We start from the raw sequence: 18,926 nt of genomic DNA, 5'->3' as shown, positions 1-18,926 counted from the left end.
AGGAAGGATCCTCATGCCCGCCTGGCCGGCACGTCACATCTCATCTGTGCGATCGGGCACGTTCGTGGAGGAGGGGGACGCGCTCTGCTCCTCAGCCTCGTCCGGGAGGCCGCCACCTGCGCGGGTGGCGGGTACCCCGCCGACGACGGCGCCGTGGACCGCGGTGGGGGAGGCGGGCTGGTCAGGGGTACCGGTAAAGACGATGTAGTGGTAGAAGACGAAGCGGAAGGCCGTGCCCAGGACAAAGCCGACGACGTAGGCCGCCACGTTGTCCGCCAGCGGCGAGTGCAGGCCCAGGACCTCGTGGCTGAAGAAGAGACAGAACTGGGTGATGAGCACCCCGCCGACGTTGGCGAAGGTGAACAGGAGAGCCTCGCGAGCCACGTTGGCCTGGGTGCGGCCCCGGTAGGTCCACAAGCGGTTGGCAACCCAGGAGAAGATCGTGGCGATCGTCGCGCTGACGACGTTGGCTGTGTTCGGGTGCCCGGCCAGGACGCCGATCGGCCCGTGCTGCAGCACGTTGAACAGGCTCAGGTCGATGATGAAGGACAACGCCCCGACCAGCCCGAACTGGATGAACTCGCGCACCCAGGCCACCACGCGTTCGCGTAAGGAAGTCGGTGGGGTTGACTGGGCTGAGGTGCTGATCTCTGCGCTGGGCACGGGGGTGATCCTAAGCCGTGGCAGCGTGGTGGCCCCTTAGGGCACCCACAGGATCGAGATGCTGGAGTAGTCCCATACCCAGCTGATCCACAGAGCCTGTCCGGCCAGGCACGCACAGGCCAGTGCCAGGCGGCCTTGCTTGGTGCACGCCGAGGCCAGCGCCCAGGCCAGGGGTGTCAGCGGCAGGAGCAGGCGGAACAGGGAGGTGGTGGGATCGAAGAAGGCCAGGAGGTAGAGCACGTAGCCCAGGCACCAGGTCCAGGCCTCCGGTCCCAGCGCCCGCAGCGCACGTGAGCCCAGCGCCAGCGCGGTCAGGGCCAGCACGGCCATGAGCAGCGCCCAGCCCAGGTGGTCGCCTACCCACCAGCCCGCACGCGTGAACCAGGGTTGGAAGGGCGCCAGGTGGCTGCCCCGCCACGCGGTCTCAGTCGCGGTGTAGGCATCCATCCGTCCCGTCGTGGCCCAGGCCAGGGCGGGCCAGGCCAGGGCGCAGGCGAGGCTCCACGCTGTCAGGACCGCCAGCTGCAGGCGCTCCTGGGCCGCCAGGGGCGTGGGCACGTCAGTGTCCCGGACCACCTCGGCGCTCACCGCGCCTACTCGGGCTGGTACCCAGCGCCAGCCACGGTCGCTGGCCGTCTCCCACAGCCACCACAGCCCGAAGCCGACGGCTAGCGGCAGCCCGACGGGACGAGCGATCGCGGCCAGTGCCACGAGCGGAGCAGCCAGGAGGAAACGGCGTCGGCTCACCGCCAGCAAGGCGCCTGTTGCCAGGGCCAGCGCCAGGGACTCGGCATAGGGAATCTGCAGCACGAGCGCGCACGGACCGGACCAGGCCAGCACCACCGCCCACAGCGAGGTCCTGGCTCCCACGCGCGGGGCCAGCCAACGGTCGGTCAGTACGGCCGCCGTCGCCGAGGACGCCAGGCTCACCACCGTCGCGCTGGCGGTAAAGGACATCCCGGTCCAGGTCAGCAGACCAGCGAGTACCGGCAGCAAGGGCATGAAGGCCCAGGTGCTCTGGGCTACGTTGCCTGACTCGTCCAGCGGCAGCTGGGTGGGGTAGCCCTCCTCAAGGATCCGCTGGTACCACCCCGAGTCCCAGAAGGTCACATGCGTGCTCCACGACGGCGCCGCGGGCCCCCAGTACGTGGCGGGAGTGTCCTGCGCGCCCAGGCGGGCCAGCAGGGCCGTCAGCGCCGAGGCACAGGCCCAGATGAGGAGGACCTGCGCGGTGCGGGGCAGGCGGGAGAAGCTGGGGCTGGTCCGAGACCCGGCCGGAGGTGGGGGCGTGGGGGTGGCTGAGGCGTCCGAGGCTGATGAAGCGGGCACGACGCCGAGGCGAGAGGTGGTGGGCACCTGTCCAGCCTACGGGGCAGGTAGCCTGGGCCTGTGAGCGCTCCACGCACCGTGTCCCCCGCTGTCACTGACCGTGAGCCCGTCGTGGCCGTCATCGGAGGAGGCCAGCTGGCCCGCATGATGCAGGAGGAGGCCAGCGCACTGGGCATCCACCTGCGTGCGCTCGTCGAGGCTCCGGACGGCTCGACCGCCCAGGTCACCGTGGACGCGCCCGTGGGACTGGCCGACGACGCCGCAGCAGTCCGCCGGGTGGTGACCGGACAGGCTCGGCCCAGTCAGGACGCTGCCAGCTTGCAGGCCGCGGCACCCGCTGACGTCCTCACCTTCGAGCATGAGCACCAGGACGCGGATCTGCTGCGTCAGCTTGAGGACGAGGGGGTCTCGGTCCAGCCCACCCCTGCTGCCCTGGAGCTGGCACGTGACAAGCTCGCGATGCGCCGCGCGATGGCGCAGGCCGGCCTGCCTCAGCCTCGGTGGAGCGAGGCCGCCGGCAGCCAGGAGGAGATGCGCGCTCAGATCCTCGCCTTCGGTGAGGTCACAGGATGGCCCCTGGTCATCAAGACCCCACGAGGCGGTTACGACGGTCACGGGGTCCTGCTGGTGCACTCTCCGGCTGAGCTTGACCAGGGCGAGGCCAGTCAGTGGATTGCTCAGACGGCTGCCGCGCGTGAGGGACGCCGCAGCGCTCAGACCGGAGGCGGGGGAAGCCTGGGAGGTGCGGCCGTGACCAGCTTGCTGCTGGAGGAGGCCGTGGCCTTCACCCGTGAGCTGGCGGTCCTGCTGGCGCGCAGCCCCAGCGGCGAGGTCGCCTGCTGGCCCGTGGTCCAGTCCGTCCAGGCTGACGGCGTGTGCTCCGAGGTCCTCGCCCCGGCCCCGGGCCTGGATGAGGCCGCTGTCCGGGAGGCCGAGCGCATCGGCCGCGCGGTGGCCACCGGCTTCGGGGTGACCGGAGTCCTCGCCGTCGAGCTCTTCGCCGTCGAGGAGCCGGGCCAGCCCACCGCGCTGTACGTCAACGAGCTGGCTATGCGCCCGCACAACTCTGGTCACTGGACCCAGGACGGGGCCGTGACGAGCCAGTTCGCCCAGCATCTGCGGGCCGTGGCCGACCTGCCGCTGGGCTCGACCGAGCCGGTCGCCCGGGCCACCGTCATGGTCAACTACCTCGGTGGCCAGCACGAGCCGGGCCCTGGCGCCCTGGCACGCGCGCTCGCGGTCGACCCGCAGGCCCGTATCCACCTCTACGGCAAGCAGTGGCGCCCAGGGCGCAAGCTCGGGCACGTCAACCTCACCCTGCCAGGGGATCCGGCCCAGCCGCTCACGCTTGAGGAGGCCGAGGCCCTGCGCGAGCGCGCCCGCGCCGTCGTCGCCGTCCTACGCGGTGATGCCTGAACCGTCCCGCCAGCCACTGACCACCAACGGAAGAAGGAAGCTCATGAGCGCCACCACCCAGCCCGTCGTCGGCATCGTCATGGGATCGGACTCGGACTGGCCCACGATGGAGGCCGCGGCCCAGGCCCTGGACGAGCTCGGCATCAGCTACGAAGCCGACGTCGTCTCCGCCCACCGCATGCCCACCGAGATGATCGACTACGGCCGCACCGCCTCCAGCCGGGGCCTGCGCGTCATCATCGCCGGAGCCGGCGGCGCGGCGCACCTGCCCGGGATGCTCGCCGCCGTCACCGAGCTGCCGGTCATCGGTGTCCCGGTGCCGCTTAAGCACCTCGACGGGATGGACTCCCTGCTCTCCATCGTCCAGATGCCGGCCGGCGTGCCGGTGGCCACCGTCTCGATCGGCGGGGCCCGTAATGCCGGTCTCCTGGCGGCCCGGGTCCTGGGAGCTGGCGAGGGCCCTGAGGCTGAGCGGATCCGCAGCGCCATGCGGGACTTCCAGGCTGAGCTGGCGCAGGTGGCTCACGCCAAGGGCGCTCGCCTGCGCCAGCGCCGCGCCCAGGCCTGAGGCTCCAGGCAGGTCAGGCCCTCCAACCCGCCTGCGAGGAGGCCTGTGCCACTAGGCTGGCACCATGAGCATCCTTGTTGCCGGAGGCGCCGGATACATCGGCGCCCACGTCGTCCGTCTTCTCCTTCAGCGTGGGGACGAGGTGATCGTGGTCGACGACCTGTCCTACGGCACGCCCGAGCGAGTTGAGGGGGCAGACCTTCTCCAGCTCGACGTCGCCTCCAACGAGGCCGTCCAGGAGCTGACGGATGTCATGGAGTCCCGCGGGGTCACCGCCGTCATCCACTTTGCCGCCCGCAAGCAGGTGGGGGAGTCCGTGGCGCGTCCGGCCTGGTACTACCAGCAGAACGTGGGCGGCCTGGCCAACATGATGCTCGCCATGGAGCGTGCCCGTGTGGACCAGATGATCTTCTCCTCCTCCGCAGCCGTCTACGGCATGCCTCCGGTGGAGGTCGTGCCTGAGGACATCGAGTGCCACCCCATCAACCCCTACGGCGAGACCAAGCTCATCGGCGAGTGGATGATGGCTGACGCCGAGCGCGCCTGGGGCCTGCGCTGGGCCGGCCTGCGCTACTTCAACGTCGCTGGCGCGGGCTGGGACGACCTGGGAGACATGGCGACCCTCAACCTCATCCCCATGGTCCTCGAACGCCTGGCCGAGGGAGACACCCCCAAGATCTTCGGCACCGACTACCCCACGCCGGACGGCACCTGCATCCGCGACTACATCCACGTGCGTGACCTGGCAGCGGCACACATCGCGGCGCTGGACTACCTGGCCAGCGGCGAGGAGATGAGCGAGCACGTCTTCAACGTGGGCACCGGGCAGGGCGCGAGCGTGCGTGAGGTCGTCTCGAAGGTCATCGCCGCCACCCGGCTCGCGGTGGAGCCGGAGGAGCTGCCGCGCCGCGCTGGCGACCCGCCTCAGCTCATCGGCAACGCCACCCGCATCGGCACGGTCCTGGGGTGGAAGGCCGAGCACGACCTTGACGACATCGTCACCTCCTCCTTCACCTCCTGGCAGGCGGACCCCAACCGTCCGCACTTCGGCTGAGGCGCTTGCCAAGGCGAGACCAACACGCTTGGGACACGGGCCTGACGTCCTACACGGCAGCATGTGCTGGTAGGACATCAGGCCCGTGTCTGCACGCGACAAGGCCAGGACCGCCGCTGGCGCACAGAGATGACGGCAGTGTTAACGCTGTCGTTATGCGCCGCTCGCCTAAGGTGGCTAGGCCGCCCGGAGACCGGGGGTGGTGCCGTGGGCTCCAAGGTGAACGGCACCGTCGAGACACGATGGAGGTCGCGCACGTGCGCATTCTGCTCGCCGGGGACGAGGCCTACCTGGCCAAGGCAATCGCTACGGGCCTGCGCCGTCAGGCCATGGCGGTCGACGTCGTCTCTGACGGCACCTAGGTCCTGGAGCAGGTCGAGATCAACGACTACGACGTCGTCGTCCTGGACCGGGACCTGCCCGTCGTCCACGGAGACACGGTCTGCGCCGCCCTGTCTCGCACCCACCCCGAGGTCCGCATCCTCATGCTGACCGCCGCCCGCTCCCTGGAGGACCGGGTCGCCGGGTTCCGGCTCGGGGCGAATGACTACCTCACCAAGCCCTTCGAGTTCCCCGAGCTCGTGGTGCGCTTGCGTGCGCTGGGCAGGCGAACGCACCTGGCCCAGGGGCCGGTGCTGGAGTCTCACGGCGTGCGACTCGACCCCTTCAAGAGGGAGGTCCTGCGGGACGGCAAGAATGTGCGGCTCAGTCCCAAGGAGTTCGCGGTGCTCCAGCTCTTCATGGAGGCCGATGGCGGAGTCCTGTCCGCTGAGACCCTGCTGGAGAAGGCCTGGGACGAGAACATCGATCCCTTCACGAACACGGTGAGGGTGACGATCTTCAAGCTTCGCAAGAGGCTCAGGGAACTGCCCGTGATCCACACGATTGCCGGCGTCGGCTACTGCTTCGGTGAGTGAGCCGGAGGCCACACGTTTGCGACACCGTACCAACGACGCCCATGACGAGCCCGATCAGCACCCGCAGGACACCTCACCGCCGCCTCGGCCCTGGCGGCCCGCGATCCGTACCCGGCTCACCCTGACCTACGTCGCGCTGGTCACGGGGGCAGGGGCGATCCTCATCGCGATGGTGGGGTCTAGCCTCGGTGGCCTCGGTCAAGATCAGCTTCGGTGGGGCCGGGCACACACCAGCCGGTGTTGAGCTCGACCTCGCCGTCATGCGTGAGCTGCTCCTGTCCATTCTGGGTGTCTCCGTGGTGGTCCTGGTTGCCCTTGCCCTGGCCTCGGGACTGATCGGCTGGATCGTGGCAGGCAAGGTGCTGGCACCCCTGGCGACCATGAGCACGGCTGCTCGAGAGGCTGCGCGCGGCGACCTCAGCCAGCGGCTCGACCTTGACGGCCCGCGTGACGAGATCCGGGAGCGGGCGGACGTCTATGACGCCATGCTTGACTCCCTGGAGCAGTCTCTGAGCTCTTACCAGCGTTTCGCGGCCAACACCTCCCACGAGCTGAGGACCCCGCTAGCCACGATCCAGACCATGATCGACGTCACCTTGGCAGATCCTCAGGCTGACGCCCAGGAGTTGCGTGACCTGCTGGAGCGGGTGAGAACCACCAACGCCCGCAACGCGCGGACCGTGGACGCGCTGCTGGACCTGGCCCAGGCGCAGTCAGCGAGACTGCGACGGCGTCCGTGCGACCTGGAGGTGCTGGTCCACGAGGCGGTGGAGGATGTTGCCGCTGAGGCCCGGGAGGCTGGGGTGAGGCTGGACATGCGAGCCCACCCCGGCCAGGCAGCAGCCAGGCCGGGCCAGGCAGCAGCCAGGCCGGGCCAGGACGAGGACGAGCCCTGGGCCCTGTGCCTGGGCGACTCCCGCCTCCTGCGCCAGGCGGTGCTCAACGTGCTGCGCAACGCCGTGCGTCACAACACGGTGGGCGGCGTCGTCGAGATCATGCTGGAGTCCAGGGGCGGCGAGCTCATGCTCACGGTGACCAACACCGGCCCCGTGGTCGACGCCGAGAGCCTGGCGTCCCTGACCGAGCCCTTCGTCCGGGGCCAGGACCGTGCGTCAGGCAGCGGCTACGGCCTGGGGCTGGCCATCGTGGACGCGGTGGTGCGCGCCCATGACGGCACGCTGAGCCTGCGTGCGCGTGAGCGTGGTGGGCTGGTGACGACGTTGCGGGTGCCCGCGCAGTCCTGAACTGCGCCCGTGCGGCCTAGCCCGTGGCCAGCTGGTTGAGATCGGCTGTGGTCAGCTCGCCTGAGCGCACCTTGGCGAAGAAGTCTGGCGCGGTGGTGTCCTGGAGCAGGACCGCCGAGCCGATGCCACCAGGCCGGTAGTCCAGGGAGGAGATCGGCGGCGCCCCGGTCAGGCCCGCGGAGGAGGCGGAGCGGAAGGCCATCATCATCTGGGCCAGGTCCGTGGTGCCCGTCTTGTCATCCACCGTCAGGGCGTGCGTGCCGGCCTCAACCAGGGCGTCCTGGCGCGAGAAGCTGGTCAGCGTCTTGAAGGAGGCCGCCTCGGAGACGACGGCGGAGATCACCGCACGCTGACGCAGTCCGCGGCCAATGTCTCCAGTGGGGTCCGATTTGCGCATCCGGGAGTAGGCCAGTGCCGTGGTGCCGTCGACCCGCTGGCAGGTGCCCTGGGAGGTGTCCCAGACCAGCCCGGAGTCGGGGTCAAAGACGTCATAGTCCAGGCAGACCTCGACTCCGCCCACGGCGTCGACCATCTGCTCCACCGCGCCCATGCCGACCTCGGCGTAGTGGTCCACGGTCAGGCCCGTGAGGTCCTGGACCGTCTGGACCAGGAGCGGGGCGCCGCCGAAGGAGTAGGAGGCGTTGATCTTGTTGCCGCCGTAGCCCGGGATCGTCACGTAGGTGTCACGTGGCAGGGAGATGAGTGAGGTCTGGCCGTTGGGCGCCTTGTTGAGCACCATGACCGAGTCCGCGCGGGCCCCGGAGGTCTCGTCCTGGACGGTGCCAGAGCCGGCCCCGCGGGCGTCGGAGCCGACGATCAGCCAGGTCTCGCCGTCAGAGGTATCCGGGGAGGAGACCAGCGCGTCCACGCGCCCGAGGCCGGAGTTGATCGCGTGGACCAGCCAACCCACCCGGGCAGCCACGAGGACCAGCGCCAGGACGAGGACGGCTGCTACCCACCGCAGCCGGTGGCGGCGACGGCGTCGACGTGCCGGGCGTGGTGCCGGCTGCGGAGGTACGGGACCCCGGGGGCCGGCAGGCCAGTCAGGGGACGGGGACGGACCCGAGGCAGGCGCACGCGGCGGCAGGGAGGGGCCGGAGGGAGCCTGAGCAGGGTAGGAGGCCCGTGGCGGGTAGGAGGCGGGCTGCGGGCGGGCTCCAGCGTGCTGGGACCCGGCAGGCATGACCCGGGTGGGCTGGGGAGCCGCCTGCGGAGCCGAGCCCAGGGGGACGGCAGAGGAGCCGGGACGAGCGTGGCTGTGCCCGGCAGCCGGACGGCGTGGTGCTCCCGAGCGAGGGTCCTGACGGGAGGGGGTACTGGCCTGGTCTCCGCCGGCCGCGGCGGCGCCGGCAGCCTGCCTGCGGGAGGTCTCCCGGCCCGCCTGCGAGCCGGGCGAGGAGGGGGACTGGCGGCGTGAGGACGCGCCGGCCTGCCGCGAGCGTGTGGAGGCGGGCTGAGGGGAGCGCGGGGAGCGTGCGGGCTCGAAGGATGGGGGGACCGACGGCGGCGGGGCGCCGGCCCCGGCACGCGGGGCGGGCTGTGCGTGATCGTCCTGGCGCGGGCGAGACCGGCGCGGCTCGCCGGAGCCGGGGGCGAAGGACGGGGGCAGGTCGCCGGAGTCGGTCGGAGTCACAGGTGGAGGGCCTCGCTGAGCTGGGGGTCAGGGCAATCGACGTGCAGGAACCAGGTCATGAGCCGGAGGCGTAGCACTGGGCGGCCGGGTCCTGGCTCACCTCGGAGGCGGCTTCGCCGGTCGTCGTCGTGTCAGTGGACTGCTGGGGATCCTGCGCGCCCTGGGCGCCAGCGGCCTGGTCCTGGGTGGTCGCCTCAGCCTCGGTCCCCGGCTCGTCGGCCGACGGCGTGGCGCCGGTTCCCTGGAGCGAGACGTTCTCGGAGCCGACGGGGACGTCGTTGATCAGGGCGTCCCACACGCTGTCTGCCTCGTAGGTGGGGACCACGCGGGCGCCGACCAGGGCGTTGGGCATCGTGATGAAGCTGACGTTCTCCATCCCGATGGCCTGCAGCGACTGGGCTAGGCCCGCCAGGGTCGTCAGGCTGCCGATGCGCGGGGAGGTGGTCAGGGTGGATAGCGCCGAGCGGGCGAAGGAGTACAGGTCGTCGGCGTTGGACAGCAGGCTCTTGGACTGGGCCGCGCGCAGCATGGCGCCCATGAGGTTCTGCTGGCGCTCGATGCGGCTGAGGTCCGAGCCGTCGCCGGCGCCGTAGCGTGCACGCGCGTACTGCAGGGCCGTGGCGCCGTCGAAGTGGTAGCAGCCGGCGTCGAGCACGAGGCCGGTGTGCTCGGCGTCGCTGATGTCGTCACTGACGTAGACGGTCACGCCGCCCAGGGCGTCCACCATCCGCTGCAGCCCGGCGAAGTCGACGACGACGAACTCGTCGATGTGGATGCCGGTGAGCTGCTCGACCGTCTTGAGGGTGCAGGCGGCGCCGGCGGCGATGTTCTCGGCGGTGGTGCCCTCTCCGGCCCCGTTGGAGAAAGCGGAGTTAAACATGGCGTTGGACTGGGCGTAGGTCGTGGTCCCGTCGGCGCGGGTGCACGAGGGGATCTCCAGCAGCGTGTCGCGTGGGATGGAGACGACCTCGATCCGCGAGCGGTCGGCGGATACGTGCATGATCATCGCGGTGTCCGAGCGGGCCCCGGCGACCTCGTCGCTGCCGGCGGAGTCGTCGACGTTGTTGTCACCGGCGCGGGTGTCAGAGCCCAGGACCAGGATGTTGACGGCGACTCCTGCGTAGTCGTCCGGCACCTTCTCCGCGTCCGTGCGCGTGGGCCGGGCGGTGCCGACCATGCCGGCCACGTCGACCCGCGTGACCTGGCTCTGCAGGTCGTGGTAGGCAATCGCCACGAAGGAGGCGGCAAAGAGCACAACGGCGAGGACGCTCACCATGGCGGTGCGTCCGCCGTGGCGGCTCAGGTCCTTGACAGAGTGGCGCGCGTGAGGCCTAGGTCGTGAAGACACGAACACGATCATAGGGAAAGGCTCTGTGTTTTCGGCTGTGATCCCGTCCTCCTTGAGGAGGATCTTCACGGGCGGGCCGTGGCGTGAGCCTCATTGACGGTCCTGCTGATCTGGCCCACGGCGGCGGGTGGTCGGGTCGGCTAGTCTCCTGGCGTGACCTCCTCCAGCCCTGAAACCGTCAGGATCGTGACCGTCGCCTACAACCCCGGCAACGAGCTCGAGCGCTTCCTCGACTCCGTGCCCGCGTCCACGAGCCGTGACGTGAGCATCGTTATTGCGGATAACGGCACCGAGCACGAGCGTGTCCGCGCGGCTGCGGCCCGGCACGGGGCCCACGTGGTGGGGGACGGGACGAATCTCGGCTACGGCCGCGGGGCCAACCTGGCGGCGTCCGGGCTCACCGAGGACTGGGTGGTGGTGGCCAACCCGGACATCGTGTGGCGCCCCGGAAGCCTTGACGCCCTCATCGACGCCTCGCTGGCCGATCCCACCGCGGGGTGCCTGGGGCCGCGTCTGCTGGGCAGTGACGGCAGCGTCTACCCTTCCGGCCGGGCTCTTCCCACCCTGGTCAAGGGCACTGGTCACGCCCTGCTGACCCGGGTGTGGCCCTCCAACCCCTTTTCTGCCGCCTACCACGACCAGGCAGGGTCAGACCGGCTGCGGGAGGTGGGATGGCTCTCCGGGGCCTGCCTCCTGCTGCCTCGCGCGGTGTGGCTCAGGCTCGGCGGCTTCGACGAGACCTACTTCATGTTCTTCGAGGACGTGGACCTGGGGGCCCGGGTGAGCCAGGCGGGCTGGCGCAATGTGCAGGTGCCCTCCGCCGTCGTCGTCCACGAGCAGGGAGCCAGCTGGAAGGCGCGGCCGGAGCGGATGATCCGCGCCCACCACGCCTCGGCGCGCCACTACCTCGACGGCGTCTACGACGCGCCCTGGCAGGCGCCGCTGCGCTGGGCCGTCAGCGCTGGTCTGCGCCTTCACGAGGAGGCTGAGGTGCGGCGGGCGGCTCGGGCGCCTCGCTGAGGGCGATGCGGCGGGCGAGCTGGGTGATCTGGCGCTCGCGGGCCGCGTTACGCCGGAAGGAGGACAGAACCTGGGCCAGGAAGGCGATGACGAGGGCGTAGAGCAGCAGGTCCGTCCCGCGCCCGACGCCGAGCACGTGAGCCACGCGCGTGACGAGCCCGGGCACCGTGATGGCGACGACGGCGAAGAGCACGAACAGCAGCGTCGTCAGACGTCGAGCGGCTTGGTGGCGCGCGCCTCCGGGCGAGCGCAGCATCATCCAGCCCAGAGCCGCCACGGCGATGATGAGCAGGGTCTGGATGAGGAACTGGGAGCTCATGGTGGTCCTTGATCAGCTGAAGAGCAGGTCGACGAGGATGTTGACCGAGTTCCACAGGGACTGGCCCTTGGCCTTGGAGTACTCGGTATAGGCAATGTGGACGGCGTGCTCGCTCCAGGGCAGGCCGGTGTCCCCCAGCTGACGCACGATCTGGGAGGCGTGAGCCATCCGGTTCTGGGTCAGGTCGAGCATCCCGGCGGCGTCACGGCGCAGCACCCGCAGCCCGTTGTGGGCGTCAGACAGGCGCATACCGGAGGTGCGGGAGGCCACGCGGGCCGCGGTGCGCAGCACCAGGCGCTTGAGCCAGCCCACCTGGGCGGGCCCCCCAAGGAACCGGGAGCCGAGCACGAAGCCAAGGTCCTCGGCCTGGGCGCGGGTGACCATGGCAGCGGCGTCGACGGGGGAGTGCTGACCGTCGGCGTCGAAGGTGACCAGGTAGCGCGCGCTCGTGCGGGTGAGCACGTAGTCGATCCCGGTCTGCAGCGCGGCTCCCTGCCCCAGGTTGATGGGGTGGCGGATGACGACGGCGCCGGCGGCCTCGGCCTGGGAGACGGAGTCGTCCTTGGAGCCGTCGTCGACGACCACGACGTAGGGGAAGGTCTGGCGTGCCTGCGTGATGACCTCGCGCACGACCTGGGCCTCGTTGTACAGCGGGACGACGAGCCAGGTGGTCTCGGCCAGGTCGTGCCACGCCGGGGCAGGCCGGTCTGAGCTTCTCGTCTGAGTCACCTCGGCATTCTCGCACGCGCGGGCCGTAGGATAGGCCTGAACTGGCTCACACCTGGGACGCTCCCGGGTCAGCACGCGGAGCCGGTGCCATGACCACACGAGGAGAGCGATGACCGTACGGGTTCAAGACTCCGCCGACGTGTCCCCGGACGCGGTGATCGGCGAGGGCTCGAGCATCTGGCACCTGGCACAGGTTCGTGAGCACGCGGTCCTCGGCAGCCAGTGCGTGGTGGGGCGCGGGGCCTACATCGGTGAGGGCGTGGTCATGGGCCAGCGCTGCAAGGTCCAGAACTACGCCCTGGTCTACGAGCCCGCGAGGCTGGGGGACGGGGTGTTCATCGGTCCGGCCGTGGTGCTCACCAATGACCACTTCCCGCGCGCGGTCAACCCGGACGGCTCGCTCAAGTCCGCCTCGGACTGGGAGCCGGTGGGAGTCGCCATCGAGGAAGGCGCCTCGGTCGGCGCCCGGGCGGTGTGCGTGGCGCCGGTGCGGATCGGTGCCTGGGCCACGGTGGCCGCCGGCGCCGTGGTCACCAAGGACGTTCCCGCGCACGCGCTCGTGGCGGGTGTGCCGGCTCGGCGCATCGGCTGGGTCGGGCGCGCGGGCGAGCCCCTGGTGGCCGTGAGCGAGGGCGAGGAAGGCTATCTCGCCGGTGCCACGAGGTGGCGCTGCCCGGTGACAGGTACTGTGTTCGACCAGTCCAATGACACGATCCGAGAGGTGACCCGCTGATGTCACGCGAATTCATCCCCGCCGCCAAGCCGATCCTCGGGCAGGAGGAGCGTGCGGCCGTTGACGCGGTCCTCGCCTCCGGCATGGTGGTCCAGGGCCCGCAGGTGGCTGCCTTCGAGGAGGAGTTCTCCGCCCAGGTCGTGGCCGGTGCCCACGCGGTGGCCGTCAACTCTGGCACCTCCGCCCAGCACCTGGCCACGCTGGCGTCCCTGAGCGACTCCGGCCGCCCGGTGGACCCTGAGGCCGAGGTCATCGTCCCCTCCTTCACCTTCGCCGCCACCGGCAACTCCGTGGCCGCGGCTGGCGCCCGCCCCGTCTTCGCCGATATCGACCCGGCCACCTTCACCCTGGACCCGGCCAGCGTGGAGGCTGCGATCACGGACAAGACCGTGGCCATCGAGGTCGTCCACCTCTACGGCCTGCCTGCCAACATGCCCGCGATCCTGGAGATCGCCGGGCGTCACGGGCTGGCTGTGTGGGAGGACTGCGCCCAGGCCCACGCCGCCGCGATCGACGGCGCGCCCGTGGGCACCTTCGGTCAGTGGGGCTCCTTCTCCTTCTACCCCACCAAGAACATGACCGCCCTGGAGGGCGGCATGGTGACGACTGCGGACGCTGAGCTGGCCCGCAAGGTGCGCCTGCTGCGCAACCAGGGCATGGAGAAGCAGTACGCCAACGAGCTGGTGGGCTTCAACAACCGCATGACGGACGTCAACGCCTCGGTCGGCCGCGTCCAGCTGGGCAAGCTGGCCGGCTGGACCGTACAGCGTCAGGCCAACGCCGCCGCCCTCAACGAGGGTCTGGCTGGCGTGACCGGGGTGGTCACCCCGTTCGTGCCTGAGGGCTACACCCACGTCTACCACCAGTACACGGTCCGCTTCGAGGGAGCCAGCGGAGAGGAGCGCAGCCGCATCCAGTCCTTCCTCAAGGACGAGTGGCAGGTGGGCTCCGGCGTCTACTACCCGATCCCCAACCACCGCCTGTCCTCGCTGGCGCCCTTCGCTCAGGGCCTGGAGCTGCCCGGCACCGAGAAGGCGGCGCGTGAGTGCCTGTCCCTGCCGGTCCACCCCTCCCTCAGTGAGGCTGACCTGGAGCGGATCGTCGAGGCTGTCAGCGCTGCAGTGAAGGCAGGTGCCTGAGCATGAGCGAGAAGAACCTGCGCGTCGGCCTCATCGGCCTGGGCTCGATGGGGCGCCACCACGCCCGCGTCATCCGCGCTACGCCAGGCATGGACCTGGTCGCCGTCGCGGACCCGGCCGGTGACAAGTTCGGCGTGGCCGGCGAGCTGCCTGTGCTGCCGGACGTGGCCGCGCTCATTGATGCGGGCCTGGACGCCGCCATGGTCGCCGTTCCCACGATCTATCACGAGGACGTGGCCCTGGCCCTGGCTGAGGCCGGCGTCCACACGATGGTGGAGAAGCCCATCGCTGCCACCGCGGCCTCGGGCCGCCGGGTGGCGCAGGCCTTTGACAAGGCGGGCCTGGTGGGTGCCGTCGGCTACGTCGAGCGGTGCAACCCGGCGTTGCGGGCGCTGCGTGAGCGTTTGGACGCCGGTGAGCTGGGGCAGGTCTACCAGGTCCTGACCCGCCGCCAGGGTCCCTTCCCGGCGCGCATCAGCGACGTCGGCGTGGTCAAGGACCTGGCCACCCATGACATCGACCTCACCGCTTGGGTGGCTGGTGCCCCCTACGAGAGCGTCTCGGCCCAGGTGGCTTACCGCTCCGGGCGTGAGAACGAGGACATGGTGGTAGCCACCGGACGGCTCGCTAACGGCGTCATCGTCTCCCACACGGTCAACTGGCTCACGCCCTTCAAGGAGCGCGTCACGATCGTCACGGGTGAGAAGGGCGCCTTCGTCGCGGACACGCTGACCGGGGACCTGACCTTCTACGCCAACGGCACGGTCGAGTCCACCTGGGACCAGATCGCGAACTTCCGCGGCGTGAGTGAGGGCGACGTCATCCGCTACGCCATCCCCAAGCGCGAGCCCCTGGCCCTGGAGCAGGAGCACTTCCGCGACGCCGTGCGCGGGGACGCCTCCGGCATCGTCACGATGGCTGAGGGCGTGGCCACGCTTGACGTCATCGACGCCGTGCTGACCTCCGCGGCCGAGAACCGGACGGTCACGCTCTGACCGCCGAGCAGGACGCCCCCACGCGCCACGAGGACGAGGCGGCCACGCCGGTCGCCGCCGGCCTCGTGGCGCGAGCGCGCACGTGGACGGCCTCCGTCATGGCCTCCTCGCCCTTCCTGCGTCACGTGCTCACCCTCGTGACCGGTACGGCCGTGGCCCAGGCGGTCTCCTTCCTCATGACCATGGTGCTGGCGCGTGTCTACAGCCCGCACGACATGGGGATGCTGGCCACCTACACCTCCGTGGCAGGGATCGTGATGGCGGTCGCCGCCCTGCGTTACGACATGGCGGTCATGCTGCCGCGCAGGGACACCGAGGCGCTGGCGGTGGCCCGTCTGGCCCTGTGGTGCATCGTTGCCGTCTCCGTCACCGCCACGGTCGCCGCCTTCCCCCTGCGTGCGGTGGTGGCACGGCACTGGGGGCAGGAGGTCGCTACCTGGATGCCGATGGTCGGGCTGACCACCCTGCTCATGGCGGGCATCGAGCTGGCCAAGTACTGGTTCAACCGGCACTCCGACTACCGGGTGATCGCCGTCAACCAGGCCGAGCAGCAGATCGGTCTCACTGGTGGCCAGCTCCTCCTCGGGGTCGCCGGCCTGGGAGGGCTCCCAGGCCTCGTCATCGGTCACACCCTCGGCCAGTTCTACGCCTTCTGCAACCTGGGGCGCCAGGCCCCCGCCCTGCGCCGTCGGCTGCCCCAGGACGCGCCGAGCCTGCGCGAGGTCGCCAGCCGCTACCGGCGCATGCCGCTGCTCAACGCCCCCAACGCCCTGGTGGACGCCATCCGGCTGTCGGGGATCCAGCTGCTCATCGCTGGCTACTCGGTGGCTGACCTCGGCCAGTTCCAGCTGGCGTGGCGTGTGCTCGACGCGCCGCTCATCCTTATCAACGGGGCCGTCTCACGCGTGTTCTTCCAGAAGCTCTCCGTCATCGAGCCAGGCCAGATGCGTCCGGCCGTGCGGGGCCTGATCAAGCGGGCCCTGGTCATCGGCGTCATCCCCTTCGGCGCGATCTACGCCCTGGCTCCGTGGATCTTCCCCTTCTTCTTCGGCGGGCAGTGGGACAGTGCCGGAGGATTCGCCAGGGCACTGACTCCCTGGCTGTTCATGCTGCTCATCACCTCTCCGGTCTCCAACCTGTTCGTGGTCACCGGTCACCAGGACTGGATGCTCGGCTTCTCCCTCGTCTACGCCGCCGCCCCCCTGGCATGGCTCGCCTGGTCCCCGCTGGACCTGCTGCCCACCGCCTACGTCCTGGGCGTCGGGATGGCCGTGCTGCTGGTCGGCATGACCCTCATGGCCGACTACGCCGCCCGGCGCTTTGACGCTAACGGACCCCGTGAGTCAGACGGCGCGCCACCCCAGGACGAGACCACCACGACCGGCACGACGAAGGAGCAGGAATGAGCCCGACCTCCCCCAGCGCCCCCCAGGGGCCCTCGACCCTCCTGCTGCTGACCGACTTTTACCCCTACGAGGTAGGGGAGGAGTTCCTCGAGCAGGAGATCGAGACGCTTGCCGCAGCCTTTGACGAGGTCGTCGTCGTGCCGGTGCGTCTGTCTGAAGGTGCCCGCCAGACACGGACCCTGCCGGCCAACGCCCGGTGCACCCTGCTGTCCGCCTCCCGCTTCCCGGACTGGCGCTGGCAGGCGCTGGGGCGTGCCGGCCAGATCCTCCTGGGCCGTGAACGGATGGTCGAGACCCCGCCGTGGCGCTCCTTCGGACGCTTCGGGATGGACGTGCGCTTCGCCGCCATCGCCCTGAGCGCGCGCGCACGCCTGCGCCGTCTCCTGCCGGCCCTGGGGCTGGAGGGAGCCGGCCGGATCACGATCTACTCCTACTGGTTCTTCACCGGAGCGGCCCTGGGCGGGATGCTGCGCCGACGCGAGCTGGCGGGGCGAGACGTGCGGGTCGTCTCGCGCGCCCACGCCTACGACGTCGACGAGGCTGACGCCCCGCGCGGCTACGTCCCCTCGCGGCGCTTCGTCATGGAGGCGGTCGACAAGGTCTACCCCATCTCCGACTACGCCGCCGGCTTCCTGCGCCGGCGCTTCCCGCAGGCTTCGGACAAGATCGAGGTCCGGCGCCTCGGGGTCCCGCAGGCCACCTACCGCCAGCGCCGCCCCAGCGAGCCCTTCAGCCTGGTCTCCTGCTCCCACATGGCCCCCTACAAGCGGGTGGGTCTCATCCTCGATGCCGTCACCGAGCTGCACCGCCGAGGTCGGAAGGTGCGCTGGACGCATGTCGGCGAGTTCAGTACCGAGCGCCTGGAGGCCATGCGCGAGCGTGCCCGCACCCAGGCCCCGGGCGCTGACATCACCTTCACCGGGCACCTCACCAACGCCCAGGTCAGGCAGCTGTACGCGACGCAGGACTTCTCCTGCTTCCTCAACTGCTCGGACGGCGAGGGCGTGCCCGTCTCCGTCATGGAGGCGCAGGCCACCGGCCTGCCGGTGGTCGCCACCGCCGCCGGCGGCACCGGGGAGATCGTGCACGACGGCGTCAACGGCCGCCTGCTTCCGGTCGAGGTCACGACTGCGCAGGTTGCCGACGCGATCGAGTCCGTCATGGACATGGGAGAGGACACGTACGCCCAGATGAGCCAGCAGGCCCGAGACACCTGGGCGCGCATGAGTGATGCACGCCGCCAGTACGAGGACTTCGTCGCCGGGCTCGCAGCCCTGTGGCAGTCTCGGTGACCCCCTGCAGGGCGGCCCGGCTCAGGCGGGGCAGCGGGCGCTGAGGACCTCAGCCACCGCACGGGCCGCGTGCCCGTCCCCGTAAGGGTGAGCCACCTGGGCACCCGGCTCGGCCGGGCGCGGGCGGGAGACCGCCTCGAGCAGGGCGGAGCCGGGCTCGACCAGCACGTTCCAGCCCAGCTCGACGGTCTCGACCCACTCCGTCTGCGGGCGCACCGTCGTGCACGGCACCCGCAGCAGGAACGCCTCCTTCTGCAGGCCGCCGGAGTCGGTGACGATACCGCGGGCGTGAACCGCTGAGGCGATGAGAGCGGGGTAGGCCAGCGGCGGATGGACCCGCAGCGACCCGCGGTCGGTGAGGTCGATGCCGTGCTGGGCGCACTTGGCGACCAGGCGGGGGTGAGCCAGCAGCACGACCGGGTGGTCCACCGCGGCCAGGGAGTCCAGCACCGCGCGCAGGCGCTCAGGGTCGTCGGTGTTCTCCGCACGGTGGATCGTGGCCAGGCAGTACCCGCCGTCCTCCACCCCCAGCTCCTCCATGACCGGTGAGGGAGAGCCGGCGACCTCGTCGCGGACCTGGAGCAGCACGTCGGTCATGACGTCACCGACCACGACGGTACGCCCGGCCAGGCCCTCTTGCGCCAGGTGAGAGGCCGCGACCTGGGTGGGGGCCAGCAGCAGGTCCGCCGCGTGGTCCGTGAGCACCCGGTTGATCTCCTCAGGCATCGCCCGGTTGAAGGAACGCAGCCCCGCCTCCAGGTGGGCGACCGGGACATGGAGCTTGACCGCGGCGAGGGCTCCCGCAAGCGTCGAGTTCGTGTCCCCGTAGACCAGCATCCAGTCGGGACGGTGCTCGGCGAGCACCGAGTCCATCGCGGCAAGCATCGCTCCGGTCTGGACCCCGTGGGAACCCGAGCCCACTCCCAGGTGGACGTCAGGGGAGGAGATGCCCAGGTCGGAGAAGAAGACGTCGGAGAGCATCGGGTCGTAGTGCTGCCCGGTATGGACGATGATGTGCTCAGTCCCTGCGGCCCGGAAGGCCGCGTCCACGGGAGCCAGCTTGACGAACTGGGGGCGGGCACCGACGATCGACATCACGCGCATAGGGGGAAGCCTACCGG

The 18,926-nt window shown here is 70.5% G+C and carries 18 protein-coding genes; 11 read left to right on the top strand and 7 right to left on the bottom strand.

Annotated features, from left to right (window positions below; translation table 11 throughout):
* Positions 1–33: 33 nt before the first annotated feature.
* On the bottom strand, positions 34–663 hold the full coding sequence (locus CYJ26_RS03670; RefSeq protein WP_034236828.1) for a GtrA family protein: 630 nt from the start codon (positions 661–663) through the stop codon (positions 34–36).
* Between the two features lie 36 nt (positions 664–699).
* Positions 700–2,019: a hypothetical protein gene (locus CYJ26_RS03665; protein ID WP_034236829.1), complete on the bottom strand. Its 1,320-nt coding sequence runs from the start codon at positions 2,017–2,019 to the stop codon at positions 700–702.
* A gap of 33 nt (positions 2,020–2,052) precedes the next feature.
* On the opposite strand from CYJ26_RS03665, the gene CYJ26_RS03660 reads away from it, so the two are divergent.
* The 5 genes from CYJ26_RS03660 (at position 2,053) to CYJ26_RS03640 (ending at position 7,191) form a co-directional block, all read left to right on the top strand.
* Positions 2,053–3,408, top strand: coding sequence for a 5-(carboxyamino)imidazole ribonucleotide synthase (locus CYJ26_RS03660; RefSeq protein ID WP_374044888.1), 1,356 nt, complete (start codon positions 2,053–2,055; stop codon positions 3,406–3,408).
* A 43-nt stretch (positions 3,409–3,451) separates the two neighbouring features.
* Positions 3,452–3,976, top strand: a complete 525-nt coding sequence (purE, locus tag CYJ26_RS03655) for a 5-(carboxyamino)imidazole ribonucleotide mutase (protein WP_006549006.1) — start codon at positions 3,452–3,454, stop codon at positions 3,974–3,976.
* 64 nt (positions 3,977–4,040) lie between these two features.
* The gene (gene galE, locus CYJ26_RS03650) at positions 4,041–5,030 is read left to right on the top strand and encodes a UDP-glucose 4-epimerase GalE (RefSeq protein ID WP_024034479.1); all 990 of its coding nucleotides are present in this window, start codon (positions 4,041–4,043) and stop codon (positions 5,028–5,030) included.
* A gap of 365 nt (positions 5,031–5,395) precedes the next feature.
* Entirely contained in the window at positions 5,396–5,947 is a 552-nt protein-coding gene (locus CYJ26_RS03645) for a response regulator transcription factor (protein ID WP_269320475.1), read from the top strand.
* A gap of 188 nt (positions 5,948–6,135) precedes the next feature.
* Positions 6,136–7,191 (top strand): HAMP domain-containing sensor histidine kinase, encoded by a 1,056-nt coding sequence (locus tag CYJ26_RS03640; protein ID WP_101637967.1) that lies wholly within the window; start codon positions 6,136–6,138, stop codon positions 7,189–7,191.
* Positions 7,192–7,207: 16 nt separating this feature from the next.
* Here CYJ26_RS03640 and CYJ26_RS03635 read toward each other — a convergent pair whose 3' ends face one another.
* Both CYJ26_RS03635 and CYJ26_RS03630 read right to left on the bottom strand, forming a co-directional pair.
* Complete coding sequence (locus tag CYJ26_RS03635; protein WP_244902010.1) at positions 7,208–8,824, bottom strand: LCP family protein; 1,617 nt, start codon at positions 8,822–8,824, stop codon at positions 7,208–7,210.
* Between the two features lie 55 nt (positions 8,825–8,879).
* Positions 8,880–10,172 (bottom strand): LCP family protein, encoded by a 1,293-nt coding sequence (locus CYJ26_RS03630; RefSeq protein WP_244902009.1) that lies wholly within the window; start codon positions 10,170–10,172, stop codon positions 8,880–8,882.
* 153 nt (positions 10,173–10,325) lie between these two features.
* Here CYJ26_RS03630 and CYJ26_RS03625 point away from each other — a divergent pair, with 153 nt between their 5' ends.
* Positions 10,326–11,192, top strand: a complete 867-nt coding sequence (locus tag CYJ26_RS03625; protein ID WP_006549014.1) for a glycosyltransferase family 2 protein — start codon at positions 10,326–10,328, stop codon at positions 11,190–11,192.
* On the opposite strand, the gene CYJ26_RS03620 is transcribed toward CYJ26_RS03625, so the two are convergent.
* Complete coding sequence (locus CYJ26_RS03620) at positions 11,128–11,511, bottom strand: DUF2304 domain-containing protein (RefSeq protein WP_006549015.1); 384 nt, start codon at positions 11,509–11,511, stop codon at positions 11,128–11,130. The two genes, CYJ26_RS03625 and CYJ26_RS03620, sit on opposite strands and share 65 nt — an antisense overlap.
* A gap of 12 nt (positions 11,512–11,523) precedes the next feature.
* On the bottom strand, positions 11,524–12,240 hold the full coding sequence (locus tag CYJ26_RS03615) for a glycosyltransferase family 2 protein (protein WP_006549016.1): 717 nt from the start codon (positions 12,238–12,240) through the stop codon (positions 11,524–11,526).
* A gap of 109 nt (positions 12,241–12,349) precedes the next feature.
* On the opposite strand from CYJ26_RS03615, the gene CYJ26_RS03610 reads away from it, so the two are divergent.
* The 5 genes from CYJ26_RS03610 (at position 12,350) to CYJ26_RS03590 (ending at position 17,805) form a co-directional block, all read left to right on the top strand.
* Positions 12,350–12,973, top strand: coding sequence for an acyltransferase (locus CYJ26_RS03610; protein WP_006549017.1), 624 nt, complete (start codon positions 12,350–12,352; stop codon positions 12,971–12,973).
* Positions 12,973–14,112 carry a DegT/DnrJ/EryC1/StrS family aminotransferase gene (locus CYJ26_RS03605; protein ID WP_006549018.1) on the top strand — a complete coding sequence of 380 codons (1,140 nt, stop codon included), beginning with the start codon at positions 12,973–12,975 and terminating at the stop codon, positions 14,110–14,112. Before CYJ26_RS03610 ends, CYJ26_RS03605 begins: the two co-directional genes overlap by 1 nt.
* A 2-nt stretch (positions 14,113–14,114) precedes the next feature.
* Positions 14,115–15,107: a Gfo/Idh/MocA family protein gene (locus CYJ26_RS03600; protein ID WP_034236830.1), complete on the top strand. Its 993-nt coding sequence runs from the start codon at positions 14,115–14,117 to the stop codon at positions 15,105–15,107.
* A gap of 98 nt (positions 15,108–15,205) precedes the next feature.
* On the top strand, positions 15,206–16,513 hold the full coding sequence (locus CYJ26_RS03595) for a lipopolysaccharide biosynthesis protein (protein ID WP_006549020.1): 1,308 nt from the start codon (positions 15,206–15,208) through the stop codon (positions 16,511–16,513).
* A complete protein-coding gene (locus tag CYJ26_RS03590; RefSeq protein ID WP_006549021.1) occupies positions 16,510–17,805 on the top strand; it encodes a glycosyltransferase in 1,296 nt (431 codons plus the stop codon). Before CYJ26_RS03595 ends, CYJ26_RS03590 begins: the two co-directional genes overlap by 4 nt.
* A 21-nt stretch (positions 17,806–17,826) precedes the next feature.
* Here the strand turns inward: CYJ26_RS03590 and wecB are convergent, their stop codons facing one another.
* On the bottom strand, positions 17,827–18,909 hold the full coding sequence (wecB, locus tag CYJ26_RS03585) for a non-hydrolyzing UDP-N-acetylglucosamine 2-epimerase (RefSeq protein WP_006549022.1): 1,083 nt from the start codon (positions 18,907–18,909) through the stop codon (positions 17,827–17,829).
* Between the last annotated feature and the right edge of the window lie 17 nt (positions 18,910–18,926).

This window comes from Actinomyces urogenitalis (genome assembly GCF_002861525.1).
Taxonomy (GTDB): domain Bacteria; phylum Actinomycetota; class Actinomycetes; order Actinomycetales; family Actinomycetaceae; genus Actinomyces; species Actinomyces urogenitalis.
The sequence above is the reverse complement of the archived record's forward strand: the minus strand, read 5'-3'. Positions and strand labels throughout refer to the sequence as shown.

Coding starts and splice junctions, on each gene's coding strand:
- purE (WP_006549006.1), top strand. CDS start 3,452: ATGAGCGCCACCACCCAGCCCGTCGTCGGCATCGTCATGGGATCGGAC.
- galE (WP_024034479.1), top strand. CDS start 4,041: ATGAGCATCCTTGTTGCCGGAGGCGCCGGATACATCGGCGCCCACGTC.
- CYJ26_RS03620 (WP_006549015.1), bottom strand. CDS start 11,511: ATGAGCTCCCAGTTCCTCATCCAGACCCTGCTCATCATCGCCGTGGCG.
- CYJ26_RS03610 (WP_006549017.1), top strand. CDS start 12,350: ATGACCGTACGGGTTCAAGACTCCGCCGACGTGTCCCCGGACGCGGTG.
- CYJ26_RS03605 (WP_006549018.1), top strand. CDS start 12,973: ATGTCACGCGAATTCATCCCCGCCGCCAAGCCGATCCTCGGGCAGGAG.
- CYJ26_RS03600 (WP_034236830.1), top strand. CDS start 14,115: ATGAGCGAGAAGAACCTGCGCGTCGGCCTCATCGGCCTGGGCTCGATG.
- CYJ26_RS03595 (WP_006549020.1), top strand. CDS start 15,206: ATGGCCTCCTCGCCCTTCCTGCGTCACGTGCTCACCCTCGTGACCGGT.
- CYJ26_RS03590 (WP_006549021.1), top strand. CDS start 16,510: ATGAGCCCGACCTCCCCCAGCGCCCCCCAGGGGCCCTCGACCCTCCTG.
- wecB (WP_006549022.1), bottom strand. CDS start 18,909: ATGCGCGTGATGTCGATCGTCGGTGCCCGCCCCCAGTTCGTCAAGCTG.